Annotated in this window: 22 protein-coding genes; 14 read left to right on the forward strand and 8 right to left on the reverse strand. The window is 72.6% G+C overall.

What is annotated here, in order from left to right; translation table 11 throughout:
• Window positions 1-100: 100 nt before the first annotated feature.
• The gene (locus RM555_RS10550; RefSeq protein WP_091629607.1) at window positions 101-310 is read left to right on the forward strand and encodes a hypothetical protein; all 210 of its coding nucleotides are present in this window, start codon (window positions 101-103) and stop codon (window positions 308-310) included.
• A gap of 53 nt (window positions 311-363) precedes the next feature.
• Here the strand turns inward: RM555_RS10550 and RM555_RS10555 are convergent, their stop codons facing one another.
• Complete coding sequence (locus tag RM555_RS10555; protein WP_121400498.1) at window positions 364-1,056, reverse strand: Crp/Fnr family transcriptional regulator; 693 nt, start codon at window positions 1,054-1,056, stop codon at window positions 364-366.
• A gap of 251 nt (window positions 1,057-1,307) precedes the next feature.
• Between RM555_RS10555 and RM555_RS10560 the strand changes: the two genes are divergently transcribed.
• From RM555_RS10560 to proC, 4 genes are all read left to right on the forward strand, one after another.
• Entirely contained in the window at window positions 1,308-1,805 is a 498-nt protein-coding gene (locus tag RM555_RS10560; RefSeq protein ID WP_089003323.1) for a polyadenylate-specific 3'-exoribonuclease AS, read from the forward strand.
• Between the two features lie 61 nt (window positions 1,806-1,866).
• Window positions 1,867-2,370, forward strand: a complete 504-nt coding sequence (locus RM555_RS10565; protein ID WP_311411573.1) for a pyridoxamine 5'-phosphate oxidase family protein — start codon at window positions 1,867-1,869, stop codon at window positions 2,368-2,370.
• Between the two features lie 178 nt (window positions 2,371-2,548).
• The gene (locus RM555_RS10570; protein ID WP_132236203.1) at window positions 2,549-3,577 is read left to right on the forward strand and encodes a 6-phosphofructokinase; all 1,029 of its coding nucleotides are present in this window, start codon (window positions 2,549-2,551) and stop codon (window positions 3,575-3,577) included.
• A 72-nt stretch (window positions 3,578-3,649) separates the two neighbouring features.
• Window positions 3,650-4,468 (forward strand): pyrroline-5-carboxylate reductase, encoded by an 819-nt coding sequence (gene proC / locus RM555_RS10575; protein ID WP_311411574.1) that lies wholly within the window; start codon window positions 3,650-3,652, stop codon window positions 4,466-4,468.
• 273 nt (window positions 4,469-4,741) lie between these two features.
• On the opposite strand, the gene RM555_RS10580 is transcribed toward proC, so the two are convergent.
• Window positions 4,742-5,320: a TetR/AcrR family transcriptional regulator gene (locus RM555_RS10580; protein ID WP_311411575.1), complete on the reverse strand. Its 579-nt coding sequence runs from the start codon at window positions 5,318-5,320 to the stop codon at window positions 4,742-4,744.
• A gap of 90 nt (window positions 5,321-5,410) precedes the next feature.
• Between RM555_RS10580 and RM555_RS10585 the strand changes: the two genes are divergently transcribed.
• The 3 genes from RM555_RS10585 (at window position 5,411) to RM555_RS10595 (ending at window position 7,325) form a co-directional block, all read left to right on the forward strand.
• Window positions 5,411-5,857, forward strand: coding sequence for a DUF1772 domain-containing protein (locus tag RM555_RS10585; protein ID WP_311411576.1), 447 nt, complete (start codon window positions 5,411-5,413; stop codon window positions 5,855-5,857).
• A gap of 305 nt (window positions 5,858-6,162) precedes the next feature.
• On the forward strand, window positions 6,163-6,552 hold the full coding sequence (locus tag RM555_RS10590) for a PadR family transcriptional regulator (RefSeq protein ID WP_311411577.1): 390 nt from the start codon (window positions 6,163-6,165) through the stop codon (window positions 6,550-6,552).
• Window positions 6,549-7,325 carry a hypothetical protein gene (locus tag RM555_RS10595; RefSeq protein WP_311411578.1) on the forward strand — a complete coding sequence of 259 codons (777 nt, stop codon included), beginning with the start codon at window positions 6,549-6,551 and terminating at the stop codon, window positions 7,323-7,325. The genes RM555_RS10590 and RM555_RS10595 overlap by 4 nt, the downstream gene beginning before the upstream one ends.
• A gap of 1 nt (window position 7,326) precedes the next feature.
• On the opposite strand, the gene RM555_RS10600 is transcribed toward RM555_RS10595, so the two are convergent.
• Window positions 7,327-8,622: an exo-beta-N-acetylmuramidase NamZ family protein gene (locus tag RM555_RS10600; RefSeq protein ID WP_311411579.1), complete on the reverse strand. Its 1,296-nt coding sequence runs from the start codon at window positions 8,620-8,622 to the stop codon at window positions 7,327-7,329.
• A gap of 171 nt (window positions 8,623-8,793) precedes the next feature.
• Between RM555_RS10600 and RM555_RS10605 the strand changes: the two genes are divergently transcribed.
• A complete protein-coding gene (locus tag RM555_RS10605; protein ID WP_311411580.1) occupies window positions 8,794-9,144 on the forward strand; it encodes a DUF2203 domain-containing protein in 351 nt (116 codons plus the stop codon).
• A gap of 92 nt (window positions 9,145-9,236) precedes the next feature.
• On the opposite strand, the gene RM555_RS10610 is transcribed toward RM555_RS10605, so the two are convergent.
• Both RM555_RS10610 and RM555_RS10615 read right to left on the reverse strand, forming a co-directional pair.
• Window positions 9,237-10,184 carry a threonine ammonia-lyase gene (locus tag RM555_RS10610; protein WP_311411581.1) on the reverse strand — a complete coding sequence of 316 codons (948 nt, stop codon included), beginning with the start codon at window positions 10,182-10,184 and terminating at the stop codon, window positions 9,237-9,239.
• Between the two features lie 148 nt (window positions 10,185-10,332).
• A complete protein-coding gene (locus RM555_RS10615; RefSeq protein ID WP_311411582.1) occupies window positions 10,333-11,157 on the reverse strand; it encodes an NADPH-dependent F420 reductase in 825 nt (274 codons plus the stop codon).
• Between the two features lie 75 nt (window positions 11,158-11,232).
• On the opposite strand from RM555_RS10615, the gene RM555_RS10620 reads away from it, so the two are divergent.
• Window positions 11,233-11,673 (forward strand): DUF4259 domain-containing protein, encoded by a 441-nt coding sequence (locus RM555_RS10620; RefSeq protein ID WP_311411583.1) that lies wholly within the window; start codon window positions 11,233-11,235, stop codon window positions 11,671-11,673.
• Window positions 11,674-11,683: 10 nt separating this feature from the next.
• Here RM555_RS10620 and RM555_RS10625 read toward each other — a convergent pair whose 3' ends face one another.
• The gene (locus tag RM555_RS10625; protein ID WP_311411584.1) at window positions 11,684-12,115 is read right to left on the reverse strand and encodes a hypothetical protein; all 432 of its coding nucleotides are present in this window, start codon (window positions 12,113-12,115) and stop codon (window positions 11,684-11,686) included.
• A 78-nt stretch (window positions 12,116-12,193) separates the two neighbouring features.
• Window positions 12,194-12,688 (reverse strand): glutathione peroxidase, encoded by a 495-nt coding sequence (locus RM555_RS10630; RefSeq protein ID WP_311411585.1) that lies wholly within the window; start codon window positions 12,686-12,688, stop codon window positions 12,194-12,196.
• Window positions 12,689-12,857: 169 nt separating this feature from the next.
• On the opposite strand from RM555_RS10630, the gene RM555_RS10635 reads away from it, so the two are divergent.
• The 4 genes from RM555_RS10635 to RM555_RS10650 all read left to right on the forward strand — a co-directional run bounded on the left by RM555_RS10635 (window position 12,858) and on the right by RM555_RS10650 (window position 17,837).
• Window positions 12,858-14,483 (forward strand): glycosyl hydrolase family 18 protein, encoded by a 1,626-nt coding sequence (locus RM555_RS10635; RefSeq protein ID WP_311411586.1) that lies wholly within the window; start codon window positions 12,858-12,860, stop codon window positions 14,481-14,483.
• A 237-nt stretch (window positions 14,484-14,720) separates the two neighbouring features.
• On the forward strand, window positions 14,721-15,203 hold the full coding sequence (locus RM555_RS10640) for a hypothetical protein (protein ID WP_311411587.1): 483 nt from the start codon (window positions 14,721-14,723) through the stop codon (window positions 15,201-15,203).
• Window positions 15,204-15,290: 87 nt separating this feature from the next.
• Complete coding sequence (locus RM555_RS10645; RefSeq protein WP_311411588.1) at window positions 15,291-16,697, forward strand: class II 3-deoxy-7-phosphoheptulonate synthase; 1,407 nt, start codon at window positions 15,291-15,293, stop codon at window positions 16,695-16,697.
• A 102-nt stretch (window positions 16,698-16,799) separates the two neighbouring features.
• Entirely contained in the window at window positions 16,800-17,837 is a 1,038-nt protein-coding gene (locus tag RM555_RS10650) for a threonine aldolase family protein (RefSeq protein WP_311411589.1), read from the forward strand.
• Between the two features lie 19 nt (window positions 17,838-17,856).
• Here the strand turns inward: RM555_RS10650 and RM555_RS10655 are convergent, their stop codons facing one another.
• Window positions 17,857-18,720: a deoxyribonuclease IV gene (locus tag RM555_RS10655; protein WP_311411590.1), complete on the reverse strand. Its 864-nt coding sequence runs from the start codon at window positions 18,718-18,720 to the stop codon at window positions 17,857-17,859.
• Window position 18,721: the final 1 nt, after the last annotated feature.

Raw genomic sequence — 18,721 nt, forward strand, 5'->3', positions numbered from 1 at the left:
GTCGGGTACCGGGCTGTTGGCTTGTGGACAGTCCACCGGCCGGTCCTGCGGTTACAGTCAGGCGGCTGAATGTCGACCATTGACCACAGGGGGATTCCCGATGGTGTACGTGATGTTGCAGAGCGACTGGACCGACGGCAGCGGGGTCAGCCACCTCGCGGGCGACTCCGTCGACGTGGACGCCGCCACGCTGGCCGCGCTCCAGGCGCAGGGGATCGTCAGCGAGCAGTCCGGTGGCGGCAAGGACGGCACGGAGTGGGTCGGGCCGGGCAGCACCAACTGGGTCGGGCCGGGCAGCAACACTCCCTGACACCCCGCACGAAAGGGCCGGAGCGGCTGCTCCGGCCCTTTTTCGCGTACGCCTCAGCGCTCGCTCATGCCGGCGCGGCGGCGCAGCGCCGCGACGTCGGTGACCACGATGCGCCGGCCCTCGGTGCGCAGCCAACCCCGGTTGGCGAACGATCCGATCGCCTGGTTGACGCTCTGCCGCGAGCCGCCGGCCATCTCCGCGAGCTGGCTCTGGTTGAGCTCGATGGTGATCATCGGGGCCTGGCTCTCGCCGGCCAGCCGCACCAGGGTCTTGGCCACCCGGCCGGGCAGGTCCAGGAAGACGTGGTCGGCGTTCTGCTCGGTCAGCCGTCGGATCAGCCCGCCGAGCGAGCGCATCACCGCGTCGAGGATGCGTGGGTTGGAATGCACCAGCTCCATGAACGCGCCCCGGGACAGCGCGAGCGCGGCGCAGTCCTCGATCGCCTCGGCCGAGGCCGAGCGGGTGGAGGCGTCGAGCAGGGAGACCTCGCCCAGCACGTCCGGCGGACGGATGACCGACAGCACGGCGCGTTCGCCGGTCGGCGCGGTGCGGAAGACCGCGACCGCGCCCCGACGCAGGACGATGAGGGACTCGCCGGGATCGTTCTCGACGAAGAGTAGTTGGCCCTTGCGGTACGTGCGGGGGACCGCCGCGGCGATCACCCGCTGCCGGACCTCCGGCTCCAGCCCGGCGAACATCTCCACACCCGTGAGCGCGTCACCAGGCTCCGGCAGGCGCATCTCCACGGTCCAACCCCTCCCCGGTCAAGGACCACAACTCGCTCACCGGGTGAACCTGAAGGCCCTCGACGAGGTGAACTGACACCGGTTCGGCGTCCGGTAGCGGTACACATCAGATCATGACGGTCCGGTCGCTTGCTGTACACCCCTCAAATCACTTCCGTGACACTCCCGAGCTGCGACGACCGGCGTGGTGGGGGGCGATCCGGCCGCCCCGGTCGTCGCGACGCCGAGGGCGTGGGCGAGGATGACGGGCGATGGTCTACCGCTATTTCTACGACTGCGAGTTCATCGAGGACGGCCGGCTCGTCGACCTCGTGTCGATCGGCGTCGTCGACGAGTACGGCCGCGAGTTCTACGCCGTCTCGACCGAGTTCGACGACTCGCGGGCCGTGCCCTGGGTGCGCCGCAACGTGCTCGACAAGCTGCCCTCCCCGGCGAACCGCGCCTGGCGTTCCCGCGAGCGCATCCGCGACGAGCTGTACGACTTCCTCGTCGAGCCGGTCCGCGACCGCCCCGGCGAGCAGCTGGAGCTGTGGGCCTGGTACGCCGCGTACGACCATGTCGCCCTGGCCCAGCTGTGGGGCGCCATGCCGGCGCTGCCCCGGGAGATCCCCCGGTTCACCAAGGACCTGCGCCAACTCTGGGACGACCGGGGGCGGCCGCCGCTGCCGGACGCCGACGCGGCGCGGCACGACGCGCTGGTCGATGCCCGGCACAACCTGGCCCGGTGGCGGGCGATGACCGGTTCGTAGGTTTGGTCGGTTCTGTCCCGGGCACCGGTGCGACGTCGAGCCGATGTGAGGGAGAGTCCCAATGAGCAACGAACCGACCAACGCCGCCGAGGCCCGGCGCCGGGTGACCGAGCTGGTCCGCGAGGCCCGCATCTGCATGCTGACCACGATCGCCGTGGACGGCCGGATGGTGAGCCGTCCGATGGGGTTGCAGGAGGCGGAGTTCGACGGCGACCTGTGGTTCTTCGCGTACGCCGACTCCGCCAAGGTCCGGCAGATCCGCGTGAACCCCGAGGTCAACGTCTCCTTCTCCGACTCCCGGCGCAACTCCTGGGTGTCGGTCGCGGGCACGGCCCGGGAGGAGTACGACCGGGCGAAGGCCGAAGAGCTGTGGAACCCGGTGCTCAAGGCCTGGTTCCCGGACGGGCTGGAGACCCCCGGACTCACCCTGCTCAAGGTGCACGCCGGGTCCGCGGAGTACTGGGACTCTCCGTCGAGCACGGTGGTGAACCTGTTCGGCTACGCGAAGGCGGCGGTGACCGGCAAGCCGCCGGAGGTGGGGGAGAACCACGAGGTCAGCTACTGACCGGTAGGCCGCCCGCCGGTGGGACCGGCCCGGGGCGCGGTGTCGGCGTACGCCCGCGGCGACTACAGTGCGCACTGACGGCCCGCCCCGGGCCGGCAACGGCGCCGATGGTCTTGATTCGACACATATCCTGGGGCAAATCGGGCTTCACCTGATGCTCCCAGGAGGATGAGCGATCATGCGTATCGGCGTGCTCACCGGCGGCGGCGACTGCCCAGGTCTCAACGCGGTCATCCGGGCGGTGGTCCGCAAGGGCGTCGCCAGCTACGGCCACGAGTTCGTGGGTTTCCGGGACGGCTGGAAGGGCCCGTTGGAGGGCCTGTCCCGCCCCCTGGGCATCGCGGAGGTCCGCGGCATCCTGCCGCGCGGCGGCACCATCCTCGGCTCGTCCCGGACGAACCCCTTCAAGATCGAGAACGGCGTCGAGCGGATCAAGGAGAACCTTGCCGCGCAGGGCGTGGACGCGCTCATCGCGATCGGCGGCGAGGACACCCTCGGCGTGGCCACCAAGCTGCACGAGCTCGGGGTCCACGTGATCGGCGTGCCGAAGACGATCGACAACGACCTCGGCGCCACCGACTACACCTTCGGCTTCGACACCGCCGTCAACATCGCGATGGAGGCGATCGACCGGCTGCACACCACCGCCGAGAGCCACCACCGCACCCTGGTGGTCGAGGTGATGGGCCGGCACGCGGGCTGGATCGCCCTGCACGCCGGCCTGGCCGGTGGCGCGAACGTGATCCTGCTGCCGGAGCGGCAGTTCGACGTCGAGCAGGTCGCCGGCTACGTCGAGAAGCGCTTCCAGCACCAGTACGCCCCGATCGTCGTGGTCGCCGAGGGCGCCCAGCCGCTCGACGGCCAGATGGTCCTGCACAACCAGGAACTCGACGCGTTCGGCCACGTCCGCCTCGGCGGCATCGGCCAGTGGCTCGCCGAGCAGCTGGAGGCCAAGACCGGCAAGGAGGCCCGCACCGTCGTGCTCGGGCACATCCAGCGCGGCGGCACCCCGAGCGCCTTCGACCGGGTGCTCGCCACCCGCCTCGGCCTCCAGGCGATCGACGCGGTCCACGAGGGCGACTGGGGCAAGATGGTCGCCATGCAGAGCACGGACATCGTCCGCGTTCCGCTGGCCGAGGCCACCCGCGAGCTGAAGACCGTGCCGCTGGAGCGGTACGCCGAGGCCGAGGTCTTCTTCGGCAGCTGATCCATCCCCGGCGTCGCGGCGGGCCGTCCGGCCCGTCGCGACGCCGGTCCACTTCGAGGGGGTACGACGGCGATGGCGGGTTCGGTGCACACGGTCGCGGTCATCGGGGCCGGCAAGATCGGCGAGCTGATGCTCTCCGGGCTGCTGCGGTCGGGCTGGCCGGTCGACCGGCTGCTCGCCACCGCCCGCCGGTCCTCCCGCGCCGAGGAGCTGACCGCCCGCTACGGGATCCGGGTGGTCGACAACCTCACCGCCGTGGCCGAGGCGGAGGTGCTCGCCGTTTCCGTCAAGCCGCAGGACGCGGCGACGCTGCTGGACGAGATCGGGCCGAAGGTGCCCGCCGACAAGCTGGTCATCTCCCTCTGTGCCGGCCTGCCGACCAGCTTCTTCAACCGCCGGCTGCCCGAGGGCACGCCCGTGGTGCGGGTGATGACCAACACCCCGGCCCTGGTCGACCAGGCGATGACGGCGATCTCCGCCGGCGCCCACGCCACCGGCACGCACCTGGCGTTGGCCGAGGAGATGTTCAAGCCGCTGGGTTCGACCGTCCGGGTGCCCGAGTCCCAGCAGGACGCGGTGACCGCGCTCTCCGGCTCCGGGCCGGCGTACTTCTACCTGCTGGTCGAGGCGATGATCGACGCCGGCATCCTGCTCGGCCTGCCCCGGCAGGTCGCGCACGAGCTGATCGTGCAGACCGCCATCGGCTCGGCCGTGATGCTGCGCGACTCCGGCGAGCACCCGGTGAAGCTGCGCGAGGCGGTCACGTCGCCGGCCGGCACCACCATCTCCGCCGTGCGCGAGCTGGAGAAGCACGGCGTACGCGCGGCGCTGCTCGCCGCGCTGGAGGCGGCCCGCGACCGCGCCCGCGAACTGGCCGCCCAGGCCGACTGACTTCTTCGGCGTCGGCCGCCTCCGGGGGCTCTCTGGAGCCCGTGGCGCAGCCGGCCCGTGGTGCCGATTCTGTGCGGAGCGGACCCGCCCGGTTAGGGCGCGTATCGGGTCGTCATCAATGCGCATCGCAGCTTCCGGGGCGGGTGCCCGTCTAGGTGTGGGCCCGGCGATCTGCGGCTGCGCCGTGTGGGCGCGAGTGACCGGAAGCGATGCCGTAGGCAGGCGGCGGCGGGGGCCCGAGGGCCCCGGCTGCATGCCCGCCGGGATGGTGTGTCAGACCACGGCGAGCCGGTCCACCAGCAGCTCCACCCTCGGCTCGGTGTCCTCCGGCGGCAGCCGTCCCGCTCGGGTCAGGGTGGCCAGCCCGTGCAGGGCCGCCCAGAACACCTCTGTGAACAGTGCCGGGTGGACGCCGTCCCCGGCGACCTCGCCGAGGCTTTCCAGCAGGGCGGCGAAGGCGTCCTTAAGAGGTTGTGGGGTGTCCTCGCTCGCGAAGGCCAGGCCGCCGTCGAGCTCGAACATGGCGTCGTAGACCGCCGGGTTGCGTGCGGCGAAGTCGAGGTAGGCGCGGGCGAGGGCGGTGACCCGGGCGCGCGGGCCGTCCGCGGCGGAGGTCGAGGCCCGCAGCGCCGCAGCCATCTCGGCGGCGCCGTCGAGGGCGACGGCGCCGATGATCTCGCGTTTGCCGCGGAAGTGGCTGTAGAGGACGGGCTGGCTGTATTCGATGCGCTCGGCGAGCCGGCGGGTCGTGACCGCGTCCCAGCCCTGCTGCTCGGCGAGTTCGCGGGCAGTCGCCACGATGAGGCGCTCGCGCGCCGCCCGTTCGCGCTCCTTGCGTTCCTGTACCGACATGATTCGATCCTAGCATCGCTAGATAATCAAGCGGAAGCAGTGCTAGCGTTGCCTCATCGGCTAGCAGCACTAGATTTCAGAAGGGTCATCATGCTCAACGCACTCGAGGTCTTCACCATCGTGGTCGTCGGCCTGATGGTGGGGGTGGAGTTCTCCGTCGCCTTCGTCATCAACCCGATCCTCAACGCACTCCCCGGTGACAGCGGCCAACTCGGCCGCTCCCACGGGGGCCGGATGCTCGGCGCCGTGATGCCGGTCTGGTACATCACCTCGCTCGTCCTCGTCGCGGTCTGTGCCATCGCCGGATGGCGCTCCTACGGCAACGGCCTCGTCGTCACCGCCGGCGCGCTGCTGATCCTCAGCGTGATCATGTCGATCCTGCTGCTCGTCCCGATCAACAACCGGGGCAAGACGTGGACCCCTGACAACCGGCCCGCCGACTGGAAGCAGCAGATGAACCGCTGGGACCGCCTCCACCACGTCCGCGTCGCCGTCATCATCGCCGCCTTCGCCCTGCTGGTCGCCGCCCTCACCTGAGCAGGGTGCGGGCCATGCTCGCCGACCGGCAGTTACGGCTCGATGAGCTCCCACTCCACATCGGTCAGCTGCGCACGCGTCACGCAAGACGATCTACCGGATCGAAGATCAGCACGGGGCGAGAACCCGCGCTCATTGATCGCCCTGCGTGGCCATCGAGTCGACGTACGGCGGCATGGTGGTGTTCCGGGGCCTCCATACGCCCCACCGGCGCTCTCGGCGGCCGACACGCGCCGGGCTGCCCCCAAGGTGGTGACGCGGATGTCCGGCTAGACAGGCTGTCTGAGTAGAGGCACTATCTAGGCATGAACGCCATCACCCAGCCCAGCGAGTGGCTCCGCGGAGTCCTGGGGTTGTGTGTCCTACGGATCATGGCCGCCGGTCCGACCTACGGGTACGCGATCGCCGCCGAGCTGGTCGAAGCGGGCTTCGGAGAGATCAAGGGCGGAACCCTGTATCCGCTGCTGGCCCGCCTCGAGAAGAACGCCCTCGTCACCGCGGAATGGAGAGCCGGTGACGGCGGCCCGGGCCGCAAGTACTTCACGCTCACCGAGACCGGCCGTGCGGAGCTGGCGCAGGGCCTCGCCCAGTGGCAGGCGTTCTCGACCAGGGTCGGCAACCACCTCTCGACCGGCGACATCGGCGACGACCTGTCACTGCCCCACCCCCGGAGCTCCGAGAAGAGGACGCCGTGAACACCACCCCCCGAACCCCGGCCAGGTCCCGAGAGGTCTGGCAGCGCCCGTTCGTGCAGGCCCATCAGAAGTGGTGCGACGACTTCGTGATCGAGCTACGGCTCCGGGACGTGCCCGGTCCCGTGATCGGAGAGCACCTGGGCGAGGTCGAAGCCCACTGCGCCGAGACCGGCGAGACACCCTCGGAGGCGTTCGGGGATCCGACCGACTACGCCAGGCGGCTCCACGAGAGCGGCTCACCGGCGCCCGTGTCGGGGGTCTGGAAGATCACGGTCCTCTCGGCCGCACAGGTGCTGGCAATGCTCGTCGGCACCGCGGCGGTCGCCCCCTGGGCGCGCGGCGAGCGGCTGAGCTACAACGCGGTCCAGCTCGCCTGCCTCGGGGTGTTCCTGCTCGTGCTCCTGAGCCTGCCCAAGCTGCTGTCGCCCCTGATGCGTCACCCCTTGGCGGTCGGTCTTCCCCTGGCCGCCCTGGTGCCCCTCGTCGCCGTGGGGGCAGCGGCCGCCGGCCGGCTCGGCCTGCCGGCCGTACTGACCCTGCCCGCCCCGGCGCTCTCCCTCGGGCTGTTCGTGGTGGTCGGAGTCCTGGCGTTCGTCGAGCACCGGGAGTTGGCACGCGACGGGGACGGCGACCTCGTCACCTCCCCCTTCGCCCCCGTGCCGGGAGCACCGCGGGTGGGCGAGAGGCGTCGACGACTGGCCGCTCTCGTGCCGTCCTGCTCGGTCCCCGTCGCCTACCTCGTCCTGGCCGCCGTCAGCTGGGTCTTCGCCTGAGTCACCGGTAGAGCAGGTGGGGCTTGCGGCGGCGGTCGAAGTCCGCCAGCTCGTCGGCCCAGGCGCCGACCACGTCGTCCACGTCGGCGCCCGCGTCGATCATCGTGCGCAGCCGCGGCGACCCGGTCAGCTTGTCGATCCAGTACGGCCGCACCGCGTCCCACGAGTCGCGCCGCCACGCGAACGCCTCGTACTTGTGCGCCTCCACCAGCATCGCGACCGCCGTGCGGATCGGGTCGTACGTCGCGCGGTCGACGACCTTGACCTCGACGCCGGCGCAGAGCTTGTTGAGCAGCGCGGGCTTCTGCCCGGCGGACGTCGGCGTGAAGTACGCCTCGCGGAACTCGACGCCGGGCAGCTCGCGGGCGTTGAGCCGGTCGGACCAGTGGTAGTCGAAGTCCTCGGCCAGCCCGCCGATCAGCTCGAACGGCTTGCAGGTGCCCCGGCCCTCGGTGAGCGAGGCGACGCCCTCGAACAGGCCGGTGCCGGGGTAGACCAGCGCGGTGTCCGTGGTGGGCATGTTCGGGCTGGGCAGCACCCAGGGCAGGTCGGTGTCGGCGGCCAGCTTGTCGCGCTTCCAGTGCCGGCACTTCACGACGTGCAGGTCGACCTGGCGGCCGGCCTCGGCGGGCAGGAACTCGGCGTTGAAGAACCGGGCCAGCTCGCCGACGGTCATGCCGTGCTGCTGGACGATCTCCTTCAGGCCCACCCCGGAGGTGAAGCCGGCGGTCATCATCGGCCCGTAGGCCCGGCCGCCGACGGGGTTCGGCCGGTCCAGCACCACGTACCGCTTGCCGACGCGGGCCGCGGCCATCATCGAGGTGTACATGGTCCAGATGTACGTGTAGAAGCGGGCGCCGACGTCCTGGATGTCGAAGACGACGGTGTCGACGCCGGCCTGGGTGAACATGGTCTCCCACTTGGCCAGCGAGGCGCCGTACGCGTCGTAGACGGTGATCCCGGTGCGGGCGTCGATGCCGGTGCCCTCGCTGCCGCCGGCCTGCGCCGAGCCGCGGAAGCCGTGCTCGGGGCCGAAGGCGGCGGCCAGCCGCACCGTGCCGGCGGCGTGCATCAGGTCGACCAGGTGCCGGTAGGCCGAGTCCACGCCGGTGGGGTTCGAGATCACCCCGACCCGCTGGCCGGCGAGTTCGGCGAAATCGGACCGGACGAGCACGTCGAGCCCGGTCTCCACGTGGCGGATGCCGGGCGCGGCGTGACCGGCCGCGCCGGGTGCCGTCGCCGCGACCGCGCCCGCGGTCACCGCACCCGCTCCGGCCAGGAACTTCCTTCGCTCCATGTCGACCCTCCCGTCGGTTTGGTCGAAACTTAGCTACACGTTGATGCCCCGTCAAGGAAGGTTAGCTACAAAGCGGGGGTGAACGGGTCCGGCCGGCGGCGCTGACGGACCCGCCGCCCGGGCGGCGCGTGGTGCGGGCCCACCGGTCGGGCGGTGCTCCATACTGGCCCGGTGTTCACCCTCGCCCAGGCCCGCCACCTGATCGCCACCCTGCGCCCGCGCGTCGACGAGCTGATCCGGCTGCGGGCCGACCTGGCCGAGCTGCGCGTCGACCTGGCCGACCGGGGCGCCAGCCCGCTCGGCGGGCTCGCCGAGGTCAAGGGGCTGGAGGCGCGGCTGCACGCCCTCGTCGAGGAGTTGCACTCCCACGACATCCAGGTCAAGGGGATCGCGCCGGTCCTGCTCGACTTTCCCGGCGAGCGCGACGGCCGGCCGGTGCTCTGGTGCTGGCTGGAGGGGGACACCGACGTGCGCTGGTACCACCGGGTGGAGTGCGGCTTCGCCGGCCGCCGCCCGCTCTGACCCCGGCCCGGCGGGGGACCGGTCGGCCCGTCGGCCGCGCCGGTGGTGCATCGGCCCGCAGTTCGACGGCCTCGTCGACCCCCCCGCGTGCGTCAGGCCAGGGACGCGAGCATGGCCGGGGAGACGTTCCCGCCGCTGAGGACCAGCACGGTACGGGTGCCCGGTCCGGCGTCGACCAGGCCCGCCCGCAGCGCGGCGAGGGTGACGGCGGCGGACGGCTCGACCAGGAGCTTCGTCGCGTCCAGCAACTCCCACCAGGCGGCCCTGATGTCCCCCTCGGAGACCTCGACCACCTCGTCCACGAGGGCGCGGACGTGCGCCAGGGTGTGCCGCCCCGCGAACGGCGCCGCCAGCCCGTCGGCGATCGACGTCGGCCGTACCGTGAGGGCGTCGCCGTCGGTGCGCAGCGCGTGGCCGACCGCGTTGGCGGTGGCCGGCTCGACCCCGACGACGCGGGCGGTGGGAACGGCCGCCCGGACGGCCGACGCCACCCCGCTGATCAGCCCGCCGCCACCCACCGGCACGAGGACCAGCTCCGGCGGCGGGCCGTCGGCCAGGATCTCCCTGCCGACGGTGGCCTGGCCGGCGATGACGTCCGGCTCGTCGAACGGGTGCAGGAGGTGGTAGCCGCGTTCCGCCGCGAGGGCCTGGCAGGTGCCCGGCAGATCGTCGGTGAGGACGACCTCGCCGCCGTACCGCCGGACCGCCTCGATCTTGGTCGGCACCGCCTGCGGTGGCATGCAGACGACGGTCGGCAGGCCGAAGGTGCGACCGGCGAAGGCCACGGCCATCGCGTGGTTGCCGGCGGAGAAGGCGGTCAGCCCGGCGGGCGTCCCCTCCCGTTCGACGCGGGCGAGCAGCGCGTTCAGCGCGCCCCGCACCTTGAAGCTGCCGGTGTGCTGAAGGTTCTCCGCCTTGACCGCGAGGTCGAGCCGGAGAGGGTCGCCGAGGCGGGGGCAGGGCAGCAGCGGCGTGCGGGCGACCCGCCCCGCGATGCGCTGCTCGGCCGTGACGATGTCGTCCACGGTGGTGAGCTGCACCGTCGCAGCCTAGCCCGGCCCGGCCGGCCGCACCGCCCGGCCGGCACCGCCGCACTGCCCGTGGTGCGACCGGGCGTGGTGCCTACGGCAGTACCGTCGAGCCACGGTGGGCGGTGGGTGCGGCGGTGCCGGCCGGAGGGGCGAACGCTCAGCGGGTGGCCTCGGTCAGGGCGGCGCGCACCCTGGCGGCGTCGGCCGGCGCCTCGCGCTCCCAGGCCGCCGGGTCGGCCGAGTAGATGGTCCCGTAGGCGGGGGTGTCCGGCTGGTAGCGCCAACTCTCGGCGAGGGTGCCGGCGTCCACGGCGTCGTAGCCGATCCGGTCGAGGAAGGCGGTGGCCTCCGCCTTCGCGCCCGCGTCGTCGCCGGCGATGGGCAGCGCGCTGCGGTCGTCGGCGCCGGTCGGCCGGGCCAGCGCGTGCAGGTGCTTGAAGAAGATGTTGTTGAACACCTTGACCACCCGCGACTGCGGCAGGTGCCGCTGGAGCAGTTCGCTGCTGGTGGTGGAGCCCGAGTCGAGCTCGGGGAACCGGCCGTCCCGCTCCGGGTAGTAGTTGTTGGTGTCCAGCACGAGCTTGCCGGCCAGCGGCTCGACCGGCACGTCCCGGTACGCCTTCAGCGGGACGGTGACGACCACCAGGTCGCCGGCCTCCGCGGCCTCGCTGGCCGTGGCCGCCCGGGCGCGCGGGCCCAGCTCCTCGACGAGATCCTTCAGGGTCTCCGGGCCGCGCGAGTTGCTCAGCACCACGTCGTAGCCGGCGGCCACCGCCAGCCGCGCCACCGTGCCGCCGATGTGTCCACTGCCGATCAGTCCCACAGTTGTCATGTCGGTCTCCAACCTCGTTCGCGGCGACGGTATTCCCCACCGGCATGGTCGACAATTCCGTCTGGTGTCTGGTGCGCCGCCCGCCCAACGTACTGCCGGCCCGGGGGCTGGGGGCCGGCTTCGGGACAACGCCCACCGGGCGGCCCGCATCGCCGTCGCGGCGGGAACGATGTCGGCCCCGGCGGCTAGCCTGCCTCCACTCGCGACAACGGAACGGGGAGTGCGATGGGCACGTGGGCGGCGGGACCGTTCGACAACGACGCGGCGGCGGACTGGTGCGCCGACCTCGACGAGGCGTCGCCGGAGCGGCGGCCCCTGCTGGTGGAGCTGGCGCTGCGCGAGGCGGTGCGGGAGGGCGACTTCCTGGATTCGTCGCCCGGCGCCAAGGCGGTCGCGGCGTCGGCGGTGGTCGCCGCGCACCTCCCCGGCGGCCCGCCGGTCGACTCGGCGTACGCGCCGGACTTCCTCACCGCCGGCGGGCGTCTGACGCTCACCGCGGAGCTGCCGGCGCTGGCCCTGCGGGCGCTGGACCGGGTGCTCGCCGACGGGTCCGAGCTGGCCGAGCTCTGGGAGGAGGCCGGGGAGCTCGACGAGTTCGCCGCCGCGCTCGCCCCGATCCGGGCCGCGCTGGCCAATCCGACCGGGGCCGTCGTCGTCGGGGGTTGAGGCGCGGGGGTCACGGCCGGCGGGGCCCGGGCGGGGTGCGCCCGCTCCGGCCGCCCGGATCGCCGTCGCGACGGACCGCCGCCACCACCCGCTCGACGCGTTCGCCGGTCGTCGGGTCGGTCCAGACGAGCACCACCGGCCCGGCCGCCGCGAGGAGCTCCCGGGCGGACGGCGGCAGGTCCTGGGGCGACATCCGGATGTAGGACGTCGCGTCCTCGAACCGACCGCGCAGGTGCTCCAGCGTGAAGCGGTGCCGCCCCGCGCCGTCGAGGTGCGCGGGAGCCGGCGGGAGGTGCCGCAGGCGGCCGTGGTCGCGCAGCACGTCGTCGGGCACGGCGGCGTCGAGCACCACCCGGCCGGCGTCGAGCGGACGCTGGATGCTGACGTGGTGCTCGGGCGGGACCTGGCCCGGTGTGAGTGCCGGCTGCACCGCGAAGAACATCCCGCCCCCTCCACTCGGACCAGGTGTCGCCGATCGTAGTCCCTTCGGCACACAGCGGCACGGCGGAGGCGGGTGCCCTCAGAGCGTCGGGGGCAGCACCTTCTCGATCGCGGCGCGCAGGTCGGCCGCGCCGGGCTCGACGGTGGGCGCGAACCGGGCCGCGACCGTGCCGTCCGGGGCGACGAGGAACTTCTCGAAGTTCCACCGCACGTCGCCGGCGTGGCCCTCCGCGTCGGCCGTGTCGACCAGCGCCGCGTAGAGCGGGTGGCGGCCGGGGCCGTTCACGTCGACCTTCTCGGTCAGCGGGAAGGTCACCCCGTAGTTGACCTGGCAGAAGTCGCTGATCTCGGCGGCGGTGCCCGGCTCCTGGCCGGCGAACTGGTTGCAGGGCACGCCGAGCACCACCAGGCCGCGGTCGGCGTACTCGTCGTGCAGCGCCTGGAGGCCGGCGTACTGCGGGGTGAGGCCGCAGCGCGAGGCGACGTTGACCACCAGCAGCGCGCGTCCGCGGTACCGCGCGAGGTCGGCCGGACCTCCGGCCAGGGCGTCGATCCGGGTGTCGAAGACGGTCATGGGACGAGGCTACGCGCCGTCGCCGGGCCGTCGCCCGGGGGAGCGGCCGGAGGGCTGGTCGCGCTCCCAAGGGAAATCGATACATCGACATCTTGACGAATGGATGACGGCGTGAGTAGCGTCTCACCAACAATCTGGAAAGTTTCCTAACTGTTTAGGGAGACGCCGCATGAAGAGATCGCTCCGCCGGGCCCTCTGGGTCGGCGCCGTGATGGCGGTGACCGCCGCCACGGTCCCGATGGCCAGTGCGTTCGGCGCCGGCAGCGTGACCGCCGGCTTCGCCAAGGCGCAGGACTGGGGGACCGGTCACGAGACGCGGGTGACCGTCACCAACGGGACGAGCGCCCCGGTGAGCACCTGGCGCATCGAGTTCGACCTGCCGTCGGGCACCAGCATCAGCAGTTCCTGGGACGCCGACGTCACGCGCACCGGCGACCACTACGTCGCCGTCAAGAAGAGCTGGGCCGGTCCGATCGCGGCGGGTGCCTCGTTCAGCTGGGGCTACAACGGCACCGGCGCGTACAAGGCGCCGCTGAACTGCACGATCAACGGCGCGCCGTGTGGCGGCGGCACCCCGCCCCCCACCACCGCGCCGCCGACCACCACCCCGCCCACCACGGCGCCGCCGACCACCCCGCCGCCGACCACGCCCCCGCCGACCACCCCGCCGCCCGGCCCGGGCGGCAAGAAGGTCGTGGGCTACTTCGCGCAGTGGGGCGTCTACGCCCGCAACTACCACGTGAAGAACATCCACACGAGCGGCTCGGCCGCCAAGCTGACCCACATCCTGTACGCCTTCGGCAACACCACCGGTGGCCGCTGCACCATCGGTGACAGCTACGCCGACTACGAGAAGGCGTACACGGCGGCGGACAGCGTCGACGGCGTCGCCGACACCTGGGACCAGCCGCTGCGCGGCAGCTTCAACCAGCTGCGCAAGCTCAAGAAGATGTACCCGAACCTGAAGGTGATCTGGTCCTTCGGCGGTTGGACCTGGTCGGGCGGCTTCACCCAGGCCGCGCAGAACCCGGCCGCGTTCGCCGAGAGCTGCCACAACCTGGTCGAGGACCCGCGCTGGGCGGACGTCTTCGACGGCATCGACGTCGACTGGGAGTACCCGAACGCCTGCGGGCTCACCTGCGACAGCAGCGGCCCGAACGCCTTCAAGAACGTGGTCAGCGCGCTGCGGTCGAAGTTCGGCTCGTCCGCGCTGGTCACCGCCGCGATCACGGCGGACGGCAGCAACGGCGGCAAGATCGACGCCACCGACTACGCCGGCGCCGCGACGCACCTCAACTGGATCATGCCGATGACGTACGACTACTTCGGCGCCTTCAACGCGCAGGGCCCCACCGCCCCGCACTCCCCGCTCACCTCGTACGCCGGCATCCCGCAGCAGGGCTTCTGGTCGGACGCGGCGATCCAGAAGCTCAAGAGCAAGGGCATCCCGTCGGACAAGCTGCTGCTCGGCATCGGCTTCTACGGCCGGGGCTGGACCGGGGTGACCCAGGCCGCCCCGGGTGGCACCGCCACCGGCCCCGCCCCGGGCACCTACGAGCAGGGCATCGAGGACTACAAGGTCCTCAAGAACACCTGCCCGGCCAACGGCACCGTCGCCGGCACGGCGTACGCCAAGTGCGGCAGCAACTGGTGGAGCTACGACACCCCCTCCACGATCAACGGCAAGATGACGTACGCGAAGAACCAGGGCCTCGGTGGCGCGTTCTTCTGGGAGCTCTCCGGTGACACCGGCAACGGCGAGCTGATCGGCGCCATCAAGGGCGGTCTCGGCTGAGCCGAGGGCCGACGCACCACCCACACGGCGGGGAGGGACCACGCACCGGTCCCTCCCCGCCCGCTGTGCCCGGGTCGACGCGGGGAGTGTCCCGCGTCGGCCCGGCCGGGCGTCCGGTCACGGGCCCGTGGCGTGCCGGTGACCGGGCGGTCCGGGCGCGGCGGCGTCCGGGCACGTGCGTCGATGTGACAGACTCGCCGCTCAACGGGCTCGATGTCCACGGCGACGGAGGTGGCGATGCGCGCGACGCGCGGGAGGCTCGCGGCGGGCGCCGTGCTGCTCGGGACCCTTCCCCTCGTCCTGCTCGGCTGCGGCATCGGCGAGGAGGAGGATCCGGCGACCAAGCCCGGGCGGGCCCCGGCCGAGGAGGCCAGCACGAAGTCGCGGGAGCGGGTGCAGGCCTACCTCGACGCGATGACCGCCAAGGACGTCGCGGCCGGGCGCAGCCAGCTCTGCGCCGCCCTCCAGGAGAGCTTTGACGCCGCCGCGACGGGCCCCAACGGCGACTTCGCCGACCACTTCACGGTGCCGCAGGCCGAGATCACCGACATCCGCTCCGGTCCCCGGGGCCAGGAGGTGAGCACGTCGATCTCGGTCGCCGCCGGCTCCCGCACGCTCACCCGGCCGCTGCTGTTCACGGTCACCCGCGACGGCGCCGACTGGTGCATCGCGGCCGAGGCGCCGGGTGGCAACACCCCGGCCCCCGCCGCCACCCCCTGACCTGCCTCCCGGTGAGCCCGCTCTCACCTGCCGGAACCATCCCCCTCGCCGGTCGGTCGCCGGGCCGCTCGCCGTACGCTTTCTGTCATGCGCCATGAGTGGCATCAGCTGAGCCATCCCGCGGTGGGCAGCCCTGGGCTGCAGACCAGCCGTCCGACCGTCGACTCCGCCGAGGACGCGGCCCTCGGCCTCGACCGCTGGCGGGAGCTGCCGCGCACACAGATCCCGCCGTGGCCGGATCCGGCGGAGGTCGCCGAGGTCTGCAAGGTGCTCGACACGGTGCCCTCGGTGGTGGCGCCCTACGAGGTCGACCAGCTCCGCCAGCGGCTGGCGCTGGTGTGCGAGGGCAAGGCGTTCCTGCTCCAGGGCGGCGACTGCGCGGAGACCTTCGCCGACAACACCGAGAGCCACCTGCTGGCCAACGCCCGCACCCTGCTCCAGATGGCGATCGTGCTCACCTACGGCGCCTCGCTGCCGGTGGTCAAGGTGGCCCGGGTCGCCGGGCAGTACACCAAGCCACGGTCGCTGCCGACCGACGCGCGCGGGCTGCCCGCCTACCGCGGCGACATGATCAACTCGCTGGAGGCGACGCCGGAGGCGCGGGCCGCGGACCCGCAGCGCATGATCCGGGCGTACGCGAACTCGGCCGCCGCGATGAACATGCTCCGCGCGTACCTGGCCGGCGGGCTGGCCGACCTGCACGCCGTGCACGACTGGAACAAGGGCTTCGTCAAGAACTCCCCGGCCGGCGAGCGTTACGAGGCGATCGCCCGCGAGATCGACCGGGCGCTGGCCTTCATCCGGGCCTGCGGGATGACCGACGACGAGGCGCTGCGCACCGTCACCCTCTACTGCTCGCACGAGGCCCTCGCCCTCGAGTACGACCGGGCGCTGACCCGGGTCTCCGACCGCCGGGCGTACGGGCTGTCCGGGCACTTCCTGTGGATCGGCGAGCGCACCCGGCAGATCGACGGGGCGCACATCGACTTCATCTCCCGCATCGCCAACCCGATCGGCGTGAAGCTCGGCCCGACGACGACCCCGGACGAGGCCATCGAGCTCTGCGAGAAGCTCAACCCGGAGAACGTCCCCGGCCGGCTCACCCTGATCAGCCGGATGGGCAACCACCGGGTCCGCGACGCCCTGCCGCCGATCGTGGCGAAGGTGACCGCCGCCGGCGCCAAGGTGGTCTGGCAGTGCGACCCGATGCACGGCAACACGCACGAGTCGTCCAACGGCTACAAGACCCGGCACTTCGACCGCATCGTCGACGAGGTGCTCGGCTACTTCGAGGTGCACCGGGGCCTGGAGACCCACCCGGGCGGGCTGCACGTGGAGCTGACCGGTGAGGACGTCACCGAGTGCCTGGGCGGCGCCCAGGGCATCGAGGACCTCGACCTGCCCGGCCGCTACGAGACCGCCTGCGACCCGCGACTGAACACCCAGCAGTCGCTGGAGCTGGCCTTCCTCGTGGCGGAGATGCTCCGTGGCTGACGCGAGGAGTGAGCTTGCGAGCCCCGCAGTCGTTGGCCGAAGGGATTGCTGTGGCTGACGCGAGGAGTGAGCTTGCGAGCCCCGCAGTCGGCAGCCGGAAGGATGACAGTGGCTGACGTATTCGTCGATCTTCGTTCGGACACCGTGACCCGGCCGACGCGGGGGATGCGGGAGGCGATGGCCACCGCCGACGTCGGCGACGACGTCTACGGCGAGGACCCGACCGTCAACGCGCTGGAGGCCGAGGTCGCCGCGCTGTTCGGGCACGAGGCGGCGCTGTTCGCCCCGAGCGGGTCGATGGCCAACCAGATCGCCCTGCAACTGGTGGTGCCGCCGGGCGACGAGCTGCTCTGCGACGCCGACGCGCACGTGGTGACGTACGAGATCGGGGCCGCTGCGGCGTACGGCGGCATCTCCTCGCGGACCTGGTCACCGGTGGGCGCGGACATCGACCCGGACGTCGTCGCCGCGATGGTCCGTCCCGAGGGCTACCACGCGGTTCCCACCCGGGCGATCGCCGTCGAGCAGACCCACAACCGGGGCGGCGGCGGGGTGATCCCGCTGGCCACCCTGCGCGAGCTGCGCCGGATCGCCGACGACGCGGGCGTGGCCCTGCACTGCGACGGGGCCCGGATCTGGCACGCGCACGTCGCCGACGGCGTGCCGCTGGCCGGGTACGGCGCCCTCTTCGACACCCTGTCGGTCTGCCTCTCCAAGGGGCTCGGCGCGCCGGTCGGCTCGCTGGTCGTCGGCAGCGCCGACAAGATCGCGCGGGCCCGGGTGATCCGAAAGCGGATGGGCGGCGGGATGCGGCAGGCGGGCATCCTGGCCGCCGCCGGCCGGTACGCGCTGGCCCACCACGTCGACCGGCTCGCCGCCGACCACGCGAAGGCGGCCCGGCTCGCCGAGGCGATCGCCCCGTTCGGGGTGCTGGCCACGACCGTCCGGACCAACCTGGTGCCGCTGGACCTGACCAAGGCCCCGCTGGACGCGCACGCCCTGGCCGCCGCCGCCCGCGCCGAGGGCGTCCTGGTCTCGGTGCTCGGCCCCCGCACCGCCCGCCTGGTCACCCACCTGGACGTCGACGACGCCGGCATCGACCGCGCCGTCGAGGTCCTCACCCGCGTCCTGCGGGGCTGACCGCCTCGCCGGCCCCGCGTCAGGGGTGCAGGCGCCTGAGGGTGGCGATGTCGGCGGCGTGGCCGACGTGCTTCTCCGTCGGCGTCTCCACCACGACCGGGACGCCGGCGGTGGCCGGATGCGCCATCAGCTCGGCGAACGCCGGCTCGCCGATGGTGCCCTTGCCGATGTTCTCGTGCCGGTCCCGGGTGGAGCCGCAGAGGTCCTTCGAGTCGTTCGCGTGCACCAGCCGTAGCCGGTCGGCCCCGACCGTCGCCACGAGTGTGTCCAGCGTCGCGGTCATGCCGCCCTCGACAGCCAGGTCGTGCCCCGCGGCCCAGGCGTGGCACGTGTCGAAGCAGACCCCGAGCCAGGGGTGCCGTTCCACCGCGTCGAGGTAGGGCCCGAGTTGCTCCACGCGTGAGGCGAGCGAGCGACCGCCGCCCGCGCTCGGCTCGACCAGCAGCCGCGGGCCGTCCGCTGCCGCCGCCTCGTCGAGCAGCGGCAACAGCGTCTCGCGTACCTGCCGCATGGCGGCCTCGGCGTACCCCTCGTCGACCGCGCTGCCGGCGTGGAAGACCACGCCCTCGGCGCCGATCGCCCGGCCCCGGCGCAGCGCGTGGGCGAGCGTCTCCGCCGAACGCTCGACCGTGTTCGCGGTGGGGGAGCCGAGGTTGACCAGCAGGGACGCGTGGATGAAGACGGGCACGCCCCGTTCGCCGCAGCCGTCGCGGAACAACGTGTCCTGGGCCGGGTCGCCGGGCGGCAGCGCCCAGCCCCGCGAGTTGGACACGTAGACCTGCACGACCCGCGAGCCGGCCGCGTCGGCGTACGGCAGGGCGGCTCTCGCCAGGCCACCGGAGGTGGGCGTGTGCGAGCCGACCAGCCGCTGTGGTGCCGGCATC

The organism is Micromonospora reichwaldensis, assembly GCF_031845925.1.
Lineage (GTDB): Bacteria > Actinomycetota > Actinomycetes > Mycobacteriales > Micromonosporaceae > Micromonospora > Micromonospora reichwaldensis.